The 13,398-nt window shown below is 54.3% G+C and carries 14 protein-coding genes; 2 read left to right on the top strand and 12 right to left on the bottom strand.

Annotated features, from left to right (window positions below):
• Window positions 1–48: 48 nt before the first annotated feature.
• The 5 genes from chbR to osmE all read right to left on the bottom strand — a co-directional run bounded on the left by chbR (window position 49) and on the right by osmE (window position 3,701).
• Window positions 49–888 carry a transcriptional regulator ChbR gene (gene chbR, locus HVX64_RS10680; protein ID WP_043000890.1) on the bottom strand — a complete coding sequence of 280 codons (840 nt, stop codon included), beginning with the start codon at window positions 886–888 and terminating at the stop codon, window positions 49–51.
• Between the two features lie 13 nt (window positions 889–901).
• Window positions 902–1,249 carry a PTS N,N'-diacetylchitobiose transporter subunit IIA gene (gene chbA, locus HVX64_RS10675; RefSeq protein WP_043000891.1) on the bottom strand — a complete coding sequence of 116 codons (348 nt, stop codon included), beginning with the start codon at window positions 1,247–1,249 and terminating at the stop codon, window positions 902–904.
• A gap of 52 nt (window positions 1,250–1,301) precedes the next feature.
• A complete protein-coding gene (gene chbC, locus HVX64_RS10670) occupies window positions 1,302–2,660 on the bottom strand; it encodes a PTS N,N'-diacetylchitobiose transporter subunit IIC (protein ID WP_044254820.1) in 1,359 nt (452 codons plus the stop codon).
• An 81-nt stretch (window positions 2,661–2,741) separates the two neighbouring features.
• Window positions 2,742–3,062: a PTS N,N'-diacetylchitobiose transporter subunit IIB gene (chbB, locus tag HVX64_RS10665; RefSeq protein WP_042319411.1), complete on the bottom strand. Its 321-nt coding sequence runs from the start codon at window positions 3,060–3,062 to the stop codon at window positions 2,742–2,744.
• A gap of 294 nt (window positions 3,063–3,356) precedes the next feature.
• Entirely contained in the window at window positions 3,357–3,701 is a 345-nt protein-coding gene (gene osmE / locus HVX64_RS10660; protein ID WP_181825404.1) for an osmotically-inducible lipoprotein OsmE, read from the bottom strand.
• A 219-nt stretch (window positions 3,702–3,920) separates the two neighbouring features.
• Here osmE and nadE point away from each other — a divergent pair, with 219 nt between their 5' ends.
• Entirely contained in the window at window positions 3,921–4,748 is an 828-nt protein-coding gene (gene nadE / locus HVX64_RS10655; RefSeq protein WP_044254823.1) for an ammonia-dependent NAD(+) synthetase, read from the top strand.
• A gap of 120 nt (window positions 4,749–4,868) precedes the next feature.
• Window positions 4,869–5,756: an excinuclease Cho gene (gene cho, locus HVX64_RS10650; protein WP_043001944.1), complete on the top strand. Its 888-nt coding sequence runs from the start codon at window positions 4,869–4,871 to the stop codon at window positions 5,754–5,756.
• On the opposite strand, the gene ves is transcribed toward cho, so the two are convergent.
• The 7 genes from ves to HVX64_RS10615 form a co-directional block, all read right to left on the bottom strand.
• Window positions 5,716–6,291 (bottom strand): environmental stress-induced protein Ves, encoded by a 576-nt coding sequence (gene ves, locus HVX64_RS10645; protein WP_043000895.1) that lies wholly within the window; start codon window positions 6,289–6,291, stop codon window positions 5,716–5,718. The genes cho and ves overlap by 41 nt on opposite strands.
• 167 nt (window positions 6,292–6,458) lie before the next feature.
• Entirely contained in the window at window positions 6,459–6,944 is a 486-nt protein-coding gene (gene spy, locus HVX64_RS10640) for an ATP-independent periplasmic protein-refolding chaperone Spy (RefSeq protein WP_044254826.1), read from the bottom strand.
• Window positions 6,945–7,288: 344 nt separating this feature from the next.
• A complete protein-coding gene (astE, locus tag HVX64_RS10635) occupies window positions 7,289–8,257 on the bottom strand; it encodes a succinylglutamate desuccinylase (RefSeq protein WP_044254829.1) in 969 nt (322 codons plus the stop codon).
• A complete protein-coding gene (gene astB, locus HVX64_RS10630) occupies window positions 8,250–9,593 on the bottom strand; it encodes an N-succinylarginine dihydrolase (protein WP_044254832.1) in 1,344 nt (447 codons plus the stop codon). The genes astE and astB overlap by 8 nt, the downstream gene beginning before the upstream one ends.
• Window positions 9,590–11,068, bottom strand: a complete 1,479-nt coding sequence (gene astD / locus HVX64_RS10625) for a succinylglutamate-semialdehyde dehydrogenase (protein WP_043000899.1) — start codon at window positions 11,066–11,068, stop codon at window positions 9,590–9,592. Before astD ends, astB begins: the two co-directional genes overlap by 4 nt.
• On the bottom strand, window positions 11,065–12,099 hold the full coding sequence (gene astA / locus HVX64_RS10620) for an arginine N-succinyltransferase (RefSeq protein WP_043000900.1): 1,035 nt from the start codon (window positions 12,097–12,099) through the stop codon (window positions 11,065–11,067). The genes astD and astA overlap by 4 nt, the downstream gene beginning before the upstream one ends.
• Window positions 12,096–13,316: an aspartate aminotransferase family protein gene (locus HVX64_RS10615; protein WP_044254835.1), complete on the bottom strand. Its 1,221-nt coding sequence runs from the start codon at window positions 13,314–13,316 to the stop codon at window positions 12,096–12,098. Before HVX64_RS10615 ends, astA begins: the two co-directional genes overlap by 4 nt.
• Between the last annotated feature and the right edge of the window lie 82 nt (window positions 13,317–13,398).

Genomic DNA, 13,398 nt, shown 5'->3' with positions numbered 1-13,398 from the left:
CCCGCGTCACTAATGGGCAAGCGTAAACCTGGTTGTTGAGTAAAATAATTACTGATTATATTGCGTGAGTTTTTTTCTGTAGCTATTAGGCGTAAATGACGTCATTTTTTTAAACGTCTTAATAAACAGACTTGGACTACTGTATCCCGCTTCATACGCAATATCTGTTACGGAGTAGTTAGTCATCTCCAGCTGTTTCTTGGCAAAGTTAATGCGAATTTCATTAATTAATTGCATCGGCGTTTTGCTGTAATAACGCTGGGTCGCTCGCGTCAGGTATTCCTGAGATTTTGCCGACAGGGAAACCATATTTTCCAGCGCGTTTTCACCAAACTGCGCTTTATCATGCATGGTTTCCACGGTGGCTTTCAGCCACTGCGGAATATCATCCAGAACCTGTTCTTCACGATAATGGCGCAGGCGGTTGATAATGTAGAAGGTGACCACTTCGACAAACTCTTCCAGCCCGGTATCACGAAAGTTGAGCGAGGCAATAACCGTTTCGACATAGGTTAAAAATGCGCTGTTGGTGCGATAGACCTGCGATGCCACGAAACAGAACGGCATGAGCGGGCTGTAGTGCTGTTCAAAAAAACGTTTACTGATGCCAACGTTGAGAATGCGCGTCGAGCCGAACTCGTAGAAGCTCTGATGGTGCGAACCGAGCGGGACAAACACAAAGTCACCCCGTTCCAGCAGCACGCGTTTACCGTTGATCTCCTGGTAATAGCGCCCCGTGAGCACCAGCGTAAACTCATAGTAATCGTGCTGATGCAGACCACAGGCGCTCTCTGTCTTGTTGTAGATAAAGACATGGAAATTTTTACCGTTAAACAACTGTTGTTCACGGGCAATGGTGATTTCCGGTGCGGTCGCCTGATGTTGCATCATCAACTCCTTACTATTTCAGCTTCTCGTGAAGCTCAATCAACTCTGCCACCAGTTCGCGTGCCAGCATTGACGTCATCAGGTGATCCTGTGCGTGAACCAGAACCAGACTGACTTTCATTTTACCTTCGCCCTGATCGCCTTCAATCAGTTTCGTCTGCACCAGATGGGCTTCGTTCAACGCCATGCGCGACTGCTCCATCATCGTTTTCGCGGCGTCGAAGTCGCCCTGCTTCGCCTGTTTTAAGGCCGCGTAGGCCAGGCTGCGCGCCTGTCCGGAGTTGATGATAAGCCCCATCACCACTTCTTCGAGCTCTTCGGCTTCGGTTTGGGTATCAGTAATATTCTCGAGATCCATCATAAATCATTCCTCTTTGACGGCCCGGCATGCGTTGCCACATGCCGGGTTAAACTTAGAATTTCAGTGCGTTAGCGATATCTTCTTCGCTCTCTTCTTTGTCGATTGCGTTTTGCGCTTTGTTCGCAACCACCACGAACGGCAGGTAAATCAGCGTCGCAATCCCTAAGTTGAACAAGGCGACCAGCAGAGCCGCAACGCTCCCGTTGGTGTTAAAGAACGCCCCCAGCCCGGTTGGCATGGTCCACGGTGCGATGTTCGTAATTGGTGGGATGATCCCCAGGTAATACGCTACCAGCGTGATCGCGGCCAGAATCGGCTGAACCAGAATGAACGGGATGAACATCACCGGATTCATGATGATCGGCAGACCAAACAGAATCGGTTCGTTAATCTGGAAGATACCTGAGGGCAGAGCCAGTTTCGCCACCTGACGGTAATCCGCGCGGCGAGAGGCGATAAAGATAGCCAGGATCAGACCCAGCGTTGCACCACTACCGCCGAGGAAGATAAAGGAGTCAAGCATCGGCTTCGCCCAGACGTGGAACGTCTTACCGGCAGCCAGCGCGGCATCCACTGAACCGTACTGCTGATAGATAGCGATGTTTTCCAGCGCCCATGGGGTCATGATACCGCTGTCGAGCGCCGTCAGCGCCAGGGAGCCGTGGATACCGAAGAACCACAGCAGCGGAACAAAGAGTACATACGCCCAGCCAACCACACTGCCCAGCGAAGCCAGCGGTGTCGAGATGGTGTCCATAATGATCTGGTGGAAGTTTGTTCCCCAGGTCGTCAGCGCCCAGGCGATGATCCCCATAATAGAGAGGATAATAAAGCCTGGAATCAATGCTGAGAATGAACGAGAAACAGATGCCGGTACGCTATCAGGTAATTTAATGACCCAGTTGCGATGGATAATAAAGGTAAACATTTCGGCGACCACCAGACCGATAATAATACCGGAAATGATATTCGCGCCGCCCAACCAGTTCGCCCCAACCGCATAGGCTTCACCCACGCTATAAGGCGTGACGGTCATAAAGGCCGCGACCGATAACAGGCCGGCCGCCAGGGCGTCGACTTTGCGCTCTTCCGCCAGCGCCATACCGATAAAGAATGGCGCCATCAGTGACATAATACCCAACGTACCGTTATAGACGTTTCCGCCGATGCCCTTCAGACTATTGAGATTTTCAATGGTTGACGCATCCAGCCGAATACCGAGGGAATAAAAAAACGACCCCTCCCCAAAGCTCAGGAAAACGTTATTGATTAATACAAACATAGCCCCCGCGAGGGTTAATGGCATTAAACGAATAAAACCGTTTTTGATTGCATTAACGTGTGGCTGCTTTCCTATTTTGACAGCAAAAGGAAGGAGTACCTTTTCAAGTGAAGCAATGACGTTACTCATAGAAAAATACCCTTAAAAACCGCAATTAATTATTGCGGTATATGTAAATGAAATAACTCTTTGACGGGAAAATTTAAAATATTAATTTGCAGCGGCTTTTTTAATTGCTGCAACTGCAGCCTTAAGCACGCCTAAACCATCGACTTTGCCATACAGCAGCGAGTCAATCACTTCTACAGGTTTGTTCGGTAACAAACGCTGAATTTCGGGCAACATATAACCAATTTGTGGACCTAATAATACAACGTCAGCATTGGGTCCTTTTTCTCCGGCAAGGGTTTCCGGGAATGCTTCAATAATAACCGGAACTTCATACTTTTCCGCCTGCGCGCGCATCTTTGACACTAACAAAGAGGTAGACATACCCGCAGAGCAAAACAGATAAATGTGTTTCTTTTCCATTCAGACCTTCCTCATGTGCGATTATCTGTCAACCAGCCACGCCGCAAGTCTCTACCTGCTTCTATGCTCTGGATAACCTGCGTAACCGAAAACTTATTTCTGTGTCTGAAATGAGTATACGGCATCGCACCTGCTGATGGTATTTCCTTGACCAACTAAATTGTCTCTCATTGACCTGGCGTTATGACCCCCTTCACACTTCGGGTAAATAATTCGCATCAATAAATAAGATCATCTTCGTTACAAAAAAACCGGCCAGGGGCCGGTTCGTTGAGTTGTACAGGCAGTAGACAGTTATTGTGACTTCGCTGCCTGCGGGTCGGTATCGTATTCAGCGCAGCTCTGGTAGCCTGAGTTGATCACATGACCGGTATCATCCAGCGCCACGAAATAGGTCTCTGCTTTACCATCACGTTGACCCAGGATGTAGGTCTGGCAGGTACCGCGAGCATGGATCATGCTCACCTCAGACGACGGTTTTCCGGCAATCTGTGCAACCTTCGCGCGGCTCATGCCTTTTTTCACATCTTTGACCACAGGCTGGACAAATTGGTCTTTGGTACGGTCGTACGCCGTACACCCTGCCAGCATCGTTAATACAGCTGCTGCACTGAAAATTCCTGCAATAGTCCTGTTCATTTTCCGTCCTCTTGTTTATCAGCGTGTTATATAAGCCTGGAATACATTTTGACATTTTTCAAGCTAACGCTTAGCACGCGAATATTTTGCCAGATTCCGTTCAGACGGCAGGATGTCGTTTTAAGCGCCACTCAGCCTGCGTTCACTTGTCGTTTTCACAGCAAAGGGTTAGCTTTAACACAGTCTGATTTTATTCTTTATACATTGGGGAGGGGGTAAATGACTCTGCAACACGAGATCATCAAAGCGCTTGGTGCAAAACCGCACATTAATCCAGAAGAGGAAATTCGCCGCAGCGTGGATTTCCTGAAGGCATATCTGCAACGTTATCCCTTCCTGAAAAGTCTGGTGCTGGGTATCAGCGGAGGACAAGACTCGACGCTGGCAGGCAAACTTTGCCAGACCGCCATTAGCGAGTTGCGTGCTGAGACCGGTAACGACGCACTGCAGTTTATCGCCGTTCGCCTGCCTTATGGCGTTCAGGCTGATGAGCAGGATTGTCAGGACGCCATCGACTTTATCCAGCCGGACCGCGTGCTGACCGTCAATATCAAAGGTGCGGTACTGGCGAGCGAACAGGCTTTGCGTGAAGCCGGTATTGAACTGAGCGATTTCGTTCGTGGCAATGAAAAAGCCCGTGAGCGCATGAAAGCACAGTACAGTATCGCGGGCATGACCAGCGGCGTGGTGGTGGGTACCGATCATGCGGCGGAAGCCATTACCGGTTTCTTCACCAAATACGGAGACGGCGGTACGGATATTAACCCGCTGTTTCGCCTCAACAAGCGCCAGGGGAAACAACTACTGGCGGCATTAGGTTGCCCGGAGCACCTTTATAAGAAAACACCCACCGCCGATCTCGAAGACGATCGCCCTTCTCTGCCGGATGAAGCCGCGCTGGGCGTGACCTATGAGAATATTGATGACTATCTGGAAGGAAAAGCGGTGGATGCCGCTATCGCGAAAATCATTGAAGGCTGGTATCTGAAGACAGAGCATAAACGCCGTCCGCCGATTACCGTGTTTGATGACTTCTGGAAACAGTAAGCATGAACCGACCGGATGGCAACGCCATCCGGCTTTCGCGCCGCAGTCGCTCACGCCCTCTCTTTTTTCATCGTAATACCACTGCTATACTGGATGCATAACCAGCATCCGGAGTTTACCGTGGCACGGCGTCAATCAGTTCCTCGTCTTGAGTTTGAAGCAGCAGCAGTTTACGAATATCCTGAACATCTGCGCCCTTTCCTGGAGTCGCTCCCGAGCGTGCCTGGTGTTTACCTGTTTCACAGCGAAAGCGACACCCTGCCACTTTACATTGGTAAAAGTGTCAATATCCGCAGTCGGGTACTGTCGCATTTACGCACGCCAGAAGAAGCCGCCATGCTGCGCCAGTCCAGGCGTATCTCCTGGATCGGTACCGCCGGTGAAATCGGCGCGCTATTACTCGAGGCACGGCTGATTAAAGAGCAACAGCCGCTATTTAATAAACGCCTGCGCCGCAACCGCCAACTCTGCGCATTAACGCTCCGGGATGGAAAAGTGGATGTCGTCTATTCGCGTGACGTTGATTTCTCCCACGCTCCGGATCTGTTCGGTCTTTTTGCCAACCGCCGCGCCGCGCTTGCCGCCTTACAGTCACTCGCTGACGAACAAAAATTGTGTTACGGGCGACTGGGTCTTGAACCCCTGAGCCGTGGCCGAGCCTGCTTTCGCGCTGCGCTAAAACGCTGCGCTGGCGTCTGCTGTAATAAAGAATCGCCACAGGAGCACGACGCCCGTTTGCAGGCATCGCTGGAAAAACTGCGCGTTATCTGCTGGCCGTGGAAAAACGCCATTGCGCTCAAAGAGAGTCGTGCGCAAATGACCCAGTATCACGTCATTAACAACTGGCTGTGGCTGGGAGCGGTCGATACGCTGGAGGATGCGGCGACGCTGGTCCAGACGCCAGCCGGTTTTGATCATGACGGTTACAAGATTCTCTGTAAGCCGCTCGTTGCCGGAACCTGTGAAATTATTGAACTGAATCCGGGGAATACCCCTGCAGCCAGGTGATCTCGCTGAATAACAGTTTCCCTTCTGCTTTCAACAGCCGTAGCGTATGTTTTCCGTCGTGCCAGCAGGCGCCCTGATCGGCAGTCAGGAGTTTATCGCCCAGTTGCCAGGCTCCGCTAATAACAAACACCACGCCGCCGCGTGAGCCAAACGTGGTAAAGGTTCGGTCGGCCACCCGCACTTTCGCCTGGCAGGAGTCACGCCGGGTCATGATATTAAAATCCATCGACATCTGCCCTTCCGTCAGTCTGGCCTTCACCACACGCTCGCCGGCAAAGGTAAACGGCTGGTGCTGCTTAAGGGTATGGCTGAAGGCGCCCTGACTTTCCAGCGTCACTTCGCTGCCTTCCAGCAGGGTAATCACCCGCTCGATACCAGGAAAGAGCGAAAACTCGCCATTACCGGCGATAGAAGCAATGCTGGCACGCCAGTGAAAATCGCGGGTCGCCGGAGGAAAACAGCAAATTTCACGCGTTTCACCAGCACCGTTGCGCCAGAGACTGACCGGCATCTTGCGGATATCAAAGTATTCCATCATCGCTCCTGATAAACATCATGCGGAATAATAAAGCACAACGTCGTTATCGGCAGCCATGATGATTTTCCATAGGGTATGAAAAAGAAAAAACCGCCGATCCTGTCCATCGCCTCAGTGGAGAGGATGGACAAGACCGGCGGTCTTCGAATAAGTCTGCTCAGCGATTACTCAGCAGGTACAGGCATTTTACCGTCACGCGCCGGACGTTCTGTCAGACGCTTCTCAAAATTGGCATTAAACTGTTTTTTCTGTTCCGGGGTCAGAATGTTGTAGATCTTATTCTGCGTTTCCATGTGTGCCAGCATGTTCGCTTTGCGCTGTTCTTCCATCTTCGTAATCTGCGCTTCTGCTTTCGCTTTATCGAAGGTATCGCTGGCAATGATGTCGTGGATTGCGCGGCGTTCTTCAACCGGCGGACGCTTCATCTGGTCACGCTTATCCTTCATGATGTCGCGAATCTGTTGTTTCTGAGCATCGGTCAGATTCAGGTCTTTAAACATCATGTCATGATGTGGGCCGAATTTACCTTTATGCTGCATCATCGGTTTGGCGTCTGCCGGTGCCGCGGTGGTGGTATCCGCTGCGTGAGCCAGGTTCGCAGCGCCCAGTGCCAGAGTTGAAGCCACAAACAGTGCAGTTAATTTACGCATAATCTTTATCCTTCCTTTCAGTTATTTTACGGCTTTCTTGTCACTTATGAAGAAGTACAGTGCCGTGTTGACGAGATTAACTTTAACGGCTTAATCGTCAATTAGTCAGAGCATCAGTAAAACAATGAAAGTGTAAAAAACATTTTTTCGCCAATTGTGGAGAAAAAAAGAAATTATTGCGAAGAGTTGAAAGAAAAAATGACAACAGCATGATTTTGCAGGGAATATGAAGAACTATACCTGAGCGCTGATGATAAATAAAGCAGCTCTCCAGGAATAGTCCGGATTAATTTCCTGGCGCACGATAAATTAACACCCACAGGCCTTCGCCTGCGGGAAACAGGTTAGCGCAATTTCTCCAGCATCAGGCCCGCACGTAATCCCGGCGCCACGCCAGGGTTGGGAAAAAGAACGTATTCCACGTCATGAGTGACGACAAAACGCTCGTCGCCCTCTTCCGCCAGCAGCGTTCCGGCGGTAAAGGGAGTGAAGTTGAGCGTCTGGCTGTCCATGTGCAGTACAAATGCGTCGCTGCGTCGGGTGATCTGCGACGCCACCCGATAGCGGACTGGCGGAGTGCCGTCTGCCTGGTCAATTTGCCCCGACAGTAAACAGGTCAGCGCGGCAGACGTCGGCGCAAACTGGCGGAGATCGTTGTGACCGAATGGCAAGGCTTTGCCAAGCTCCAGGGTACAGGCGAGCGCACCGAAGTGTTGAGCACTAAAGTGGGTAAACGTGCCTCCCGGCGTTTGATGAAACACCAGCGCTTCCAGTCCTGCGGCACCCAGCCAGCCAAGAAACGTCTCATCCCAGGGGATGGGACGCTGTGGCAACACGCCGAAGCGCAAATGGTAAGAACCACGGATGGCGGTATGTAAATCGAGATGCCAGCGCACCGACTCCGTGCCCGTCGCATAAAAATTTTCCAGACACTGTTCCAGTTGACGTGCGCGCTGCGTCTCACCGCTTTCGGCACACTGTTGCCAGCGCCCGCCAAACATCCGGTTCATATCGCTGTGGCAGTAGCGCTTCCCGGCAGCCAGCGCCTGTGGGTTGCCGAGGATCACCAACAGCCGCCAGCGTAGCGTTATCTCCCCCTTAGACAACGCCAACAGCAGCGTATTGAGCATCTCCACCGGCGCGGTTTCGTTGCCATGAATACCGGCGGAGATCACCAGCGTACGGTCGGTCACCGTGACGGGGGTGAGTTCGAGAATACCGGCGTCAACCCAATGCCAGCGAAATCCCGCGCCTTCGCCTTCCCGAACCTCCGGCATCGTTCCCGCCAGCGTGGCGGCGAGGAAATCATCCATGCCCGCCTCCCGATTGCTGGAACGGATAGACAGAACCAAGCTGCAACAGTTGAGTCAGTGAATCCAGCGCTTCGCGCCCTTCACGCAGCAGTTGCGGGTCGGCGAGATCCGCGGCGGTCAGGCGGTCGCGATAGTAGCGATCCACCCAGTCGTTGAGCGTCGTAAACAGAACGTCATTCATTATTACCGCCGGATTGACCGCCTGGTATTCTTCTGCGGTCAACACCACTCGCAGCCGCAGGCAGGCTGGCCCACCGCCGTTTGACATGCTCTCGCGCAGGTCAAACACCCGCATGTCGCGGATCGGGTTATCGGCTTCCAGCAGGTTCGTCAGATAGCGCCATACGCCCGCGTGTTCGCGGCACTCCTGTGGCAGGACCAGCATCATCGAACCGTCATCGCGGCTCAACAATTGACTGTTAAACAGATACGTCGCGACCGCATCCGGCACCGACACGTCAGCTGCTGGCACCACAACAGGGGTAAAGCCGGGCACCCGGGCGCGCAGTTGATTCATAACCTCATGTTGTCTCGCAAAGGACTGTTCATGACAGAACAGCACCTCCCGGTTCGCGACCGCAATTACATCGTTATGAAACACACCAAGGTCGATGACCTCCGGATGCTGCTGAGCAAAAATACACTGCTGTGGATTCACCTGATTCAGGCGAGCTACCGCCTCGCTGGCTTCACGGGTTTGACGCGCCGGATAGCGGGAAGGTCGCGTATTGCTGCCCTCTTCACGCCCGTAGACAAACAGCTGCGTTCCCGGCTCACCATACTCCCCGCCGAGGCGATTATGGTTAGCCGCCCCTTCATCGCCGAGCATCGCCACCTGCGGCAGCGCGGAATGCACGGCGAAATAACGTTCATCGCGGAAGATCGCCCGCAGCAACGCCTCCGTGGTGGGCGCCTCGAGTGAACGGTGGAATTTATTATTGAGGTTCGCGACCGTCAGGTGCACTTTGCCATCCAGCGTATCCGCCGACGGCGCCACCGTCGCCGCGTTGGCTACCCACATCGGCGATGCGGAGCTGACGCTGGAGAGCCAGTGCGGCGCCTGACGCACCACTTTCTCAATCACCTGCTCATCGCTACCGCTAAATCCCAACTGGCGTAATGCAGGAATAAACGGCCGTTCGTGCGGCGGGATCACCGCCTGCGGATATCCCGCATCCGCCAGCGCCTTCATTTTAAGCAGTCCCTGTTTCGCCGCCAGACGGGGATTTGAAACCTGATGACGATGCCGGGTGGACGCCTCGTTGCCGAACGACAGCCCGGCATAATGATGCGTCAGCCCTACCAGCCCATCGAAATTGACCTCACGTGCTTTCATACGGACTCCTCACGCGAAAAATCGAGGCCGGGGCTCAGCGTGGCTGGCAACGTCAGCGCCGGGGATTCCAGACTGGCCATCGGCCAGGCGCAATAATCGGCGGCATACCACGCGCTGGCGCGATGGTTTCCGGAAGCGCCTACGCCACCAAACGGCGCGGTGCTGGCAGCGCCGGTGAGCGGCTTGTTCCAGTTGACGATCCCCGCGCGTGCTTCCAACAGTAACTGGTCGAACTGCGCACGATCGGGCGAAACCAGTCCACATGACAAACCAAAGCGGGTGTTATTGGCCATCGCGATCGCCTCGTCGAAACGCTCATAGCGCCAGACGCCAAGCAGCGGACCGAAGACCTCTTCATCGGGCAGATTTGCCACGCCCGTCAGCTCAATAATGCCAGGTGACAGCAGTGAGGTACCGGCCTGTAACAAACGCGGCGCCAGCAGCGTCTGTCCGCCGAGAGATTCAAGCTGTTGCCAGGCATCAAACACATGACGCGCCGCCTGTTCGGTGATCAGACCGCCGATAAACGGCTGTGGCTCATCGTCCCAGCGACCTGGCTGGATACGCTGGCTGACGGCCACCAGCCGGGCGAGAAATGCGTCACCCTGCGCGCCTTTTTTTACCAGCAGGCGACGTGCGCAGGTACAGCGCTGTCCCGCCGTCACAAACGCGGACTGAATAGTCAGGTGCACCGCCGCATCGATATCCTCTGGATCCTCAATAATCAGCGGGTTGTTGCCGCCCATTTCGAGAGCAAGGATTTTTTCCGGTTGTCCGGCAAGCTGGCGATGCAGTTGATAGCCCGTATTCGCACTGCCGGTAAACAGCAGTCCGTCGAGAGCATCCAGCGCGCTCAGCGCCTGTCCTGTTTCCCGACCGCCCTGCAACAGATTCAGCACGCCATTCGGTAGACCGGCCTGTTCCCAGAGCCGCATCACCGCTTCTCCGGTCCACGGCGTCAGTTCGCTGGGCTTAAAGAGGATGGTGTTACCCGCCAGCAGTGCCGGCACAATGTGTCCGTTCGGCAGATGTCCCGGAAAGTTATAAGGGCCAAATACAGCCAGCACGCCATGCGGGCGGTGACGAAGCGTCGCCGCGCCGTCGGGCAACTCACTCTGATGCTCGCCGGTGCGGGCGTGATAGGCCTTGATGGAAATCGCGATTTTGTTGATCATCGCCGTCACTTCCGTCGCCGCTTCCCAGCGTGGCTTGCCGGTTTCACGGGCGATAATGGCGGTCAGATCCGCTTTATTGCTCTCCAGCAACCCGGCGAATTTTTCCGCAATCGCCTGCCGCTCGCTGAAGGGGCGTCTGGCCCAGGCCGGAAACGCGGTGCGGGCAGCACGAGCCGCCTGCATCACCTGCGCGGCATCGGCATCGTGACCTTCCCAGAGCACGTTGCCCTGTACAGGATCCTTCTTCACCCGACGTTCACCCTGACCGGTCACCCAGTCACCGTTAATCCATAAAGTCATACCGTTTTCTCCTCTGCGCAGAGACGGACAAAACGAACCCGATCGCCTGCGTGACATTTCAGGGCATCCAGCTGCGCGGCGGTCAGCACCAGCCTCTCTGTATGAGGATCGGCGCGCACCAACATGACGCGGAAGTGATGGTAGTTTTCATTCGCCACCAGGCAGGCCGGGAAATCACCGGTTGCGGGCTGCCCTTCGACGACCTCTATCAGCCGACTTTTGCGGATCGCCCGCACCCGGTCGATATCACACTCCAGCGTCGGGCCGCCGTCGAAAATGTCGATGTAGTTACGATAGCGAAACCCTTCTTTCTCCAGCACCGCGCGCGCCGGAGCGGTTTGCGGGTGCACTTCGCCAATGACTGCCTGCGCCTCGTCAGAGAGGAAGTGGGTATAAATCGGATGCTTGGGCATCAGTTCGGCGATAAACGCTTTCTGCCCGGTACCGCAGAGAAAATCAGCTCGCGTAAACTCCATCGAGAAAAAGCGTTTCCCCAGGCTTTGCCAGAACGGGGAATAGCCGTGCTCGTCGATCACGCCGCGCATTTCCGCGACCACTTTTTCATTAAAACGGTCGCGAAACGCGGCCATAAACATGAAGCGCGATTTCGACAGCAAATAGCCGTTGCCCTCTTTGCGCCAGTCGGGATCGAGGAACAGCGTGCACAGCTCACTGCTGCCGGTGTGATCGTTACTGAGAAACAGCGTCGGCAGCGCGTTATAAACGTTCAGCTCTTTTGAAGCATGCACCAGCGTCCCTACACGATAGTTATACCAGGGGTCGTTAAGCCCCACGGCGACTTCAATCGCGCAAATCCCCGCCACAGTGCCGGTTTCCAGATCCTCCAGCACAAAGACATAGCCTTGTTCACTTTTCGGCAATTCGCCCCGCCAGGTTTTCAGGGAACGATCAATACGCGCCGCCAACGTGGCTTCATTCGCGGGTAATGAGGTCAGCCCACCGCCGGTTTTACTGGCCAGTTGCATCAGCGCGCTAATATCAGCATGTTCAATGGGACGGATCACCATCATGATGAACCTCCGGCTTTAATCTGTTCGCAGGCCAGCGCAAAACGGTCGAGCCCGCTGGCGACCTCTTCCTGCGTGACGTTCAACGCCGGTGCAAAACGCACCACGTTGCCCCCGGCAATCAGCACCATTACGCCCGCGTTCGCCGCTTCCTGGGAAATCTGTTTGGCTTTTCCGGCGAACGTATCCTTCAGCACGCAGCCAATCAGCAGTCCCAAACCGCGGATTTCACTGAACAGTCCGGTGTGCAGGTTAATGGCGTTCAGACGCTCCACAAACCAGTCATGGCGCTGTTTCACCCCGTTCAGCATCGCAGGCGTATTGATGATATCGAGTAATTTCCCGGCAACGGCAGTCGCCAGCGGATTACCGCCATAGGTTGTGCCGTGTGTCCCGACGGTCATCACGCTGGCACATTTTTCACTGGCCAACAGCGCGCCAATCGGGAACCCGCCGCCCAGCGCTTTGGCGGTAGTCAACAGATCCGGCGTCACGCCATAGTGCATGTAAGCGTACAGTTCGCCGGTGCGCCCCACGCCAGTCTGTACTTCATCAAAAATCAGCAACGCATTATGTCGATCGCACAGCTCGCGAAGCCCTTGCAGGAAGGCCTGGGTTGCAGGTACAACGCCCCCTTCCCCCTGCACCGGTTCGACGATGACCGCACAGGTGGTATCGTCAATCAGCGTGCTGGCAGAGTTAATGTCGTTGTAGACGGCGTGGCGGATATCCGGCGGCAGCGGCGCGAAATCCTGCGAATAGGCCGGTTGTCCTCCGGCGCTGACCGTGAACAGCGTACGACCGTGAAAGGCGTTCTTGAACGCGACAATGCCGCTCTTATTGCTGCCGTAGTGGTCGTGCGCATATTTGCGCGCCAGTTTCAGCGCCGCCTCGTTGGCCTCAGCCCCGGAGTTGCAAAAGAAGATGCGATCGGCAAAGGTGGCGTCGATGAGCTTTTTCGCCAGTCGTAACGCTGGCTCGTTGGTGTAGCCGTTGCCGGTGTGCCAGAATTTGCTCGCCTGCACATTCAGCGCTTCACGCAGTTCCGGATGCGCGTGTCCCAGGGCATTGACCGCAATGCCTCCCGCGAAGTCGATATACTCTTTACCCTGCTGATCCCACAAGCGTGAACCTTCGCCACGGACCGGAATAAAAGGCGCCGGTGCATAAACGGGCATCATCCATTCATCAAAATTTTCACGCGTAATTGACTGAGACATAGCGACCTCATCGGTAAATAAATAGTTATTTATATGTTAATAAAAAGTAGTGTTTGCGCTGTAAATGTAGATTGCAGTCTTC

It is taken from the genome of Citrobacter sp. RHB20-C16 (assembly GCF_013890155.1).
Taxonomy (GTDB): domain Bacteria; phylum Pseudomonadota; class Gammaproteobacteria; order Enterobacterales; family Enterobacteriaceae; genus Citrobacter_A; species Citrobacter_A amalonaticus.
Note: the sequence above shows the minus strand (reverse complement) of the source record. Positions and strands in the feature narration are given on the sequence as shown.

What these genes read in the sequence shown, in the direction of transcription:
- chbR (WP_043000890.1), bottom strand. Translation starts at nt 888, where the DNA reads ATGCAACATCAGGCGACCGCACCGGAAATCACCATTGCCCGTGAACAA.
- chbA (WP_043000891.1), bottom strand. Translation starts at nt 1,249, where the DNA reads ATGATGGATCTCGAGAATATTACTGATACCCAAACCGAAGCCGAAGAG.
- chbC (WP_044254820.1), bottom strand. Translation starts at nt 2,660, where the DNA reads ATGAGTAACGTCATTGCTTCACTTGAAAAGGTACTCCTTCCTTTTGCT.
- chbB (WP_042319411.1), bottom strand. Translation starts at nt 3,062, where the DNA reads ATGGAAAAGAAACACATTTATCTGTTTTGCTCTGCGGGTATGTCTACC.
- osmE (WP_181825404.1), bottom strand. Translation starts at nt 3,701, where the DNA reads ATGAACAGGACTATTGCAGGAATTTTCAGTGCAGCAGCTGTATTAACG.
- nadE (WP_044254823.1), top strand. Translation starts at nt 3,921, where the DNA reads ATGACTCTGCAACACGAGATCATCAAAGCGCTTGGTGCAAAACCGCAC.
- ves (WP_043000895.1), bottom strand. Translation starts at nt 6,291, where the DNA reads ATGGAATACTTTGATATCCGCAAGATGCCGGTCAGTCTCTGGCGCAAC.
- spy (WP_044254826.1), bottom strand. Translation starts at nt 6,944, where the DNA reads ATGCGTAAATTAACTGCACTGTTTGTGGCTTCAACTCTGGCACTGGGC.
- astE (WP_044254829.1), bottom strand. Translation starts at nt 8,257, where the DNA reads ATGGATGATTTCCTCGCCGCCACGCTGGCGGGAACGATGCCGGAGGTT.
- astB (WP_044254832.1), bottom strand. Translation starts at nt 9,593, where the DNA reads ATGAAAGCACGTGAGGTCAATTTCGATGGGCTGGTAGGGCTGACGCAT.
- astD (WP_043000899.1), bottom strand. Translation starts at nt 11,068, where the DNA reads ATGACTTTATGGATTAACGGTGACTGGGTGACCGGTCAGGGTGAACGT.
- astA (WP_043000900.1), bottom strand. Translation starts at nt 12,099, where the DNA reads ATGATGGTGATCCGTCCCATTGAACATGCTGATATTAGCGCGCTGATG.
- HVX64_RS10615 (WP_044254835.1), bottom strand. Translation starts at nt 13,316, where the DNA reads ATGTCTCAGTCAATTACGCGTGAAAATTTTGATGAATGGATGATGCCC.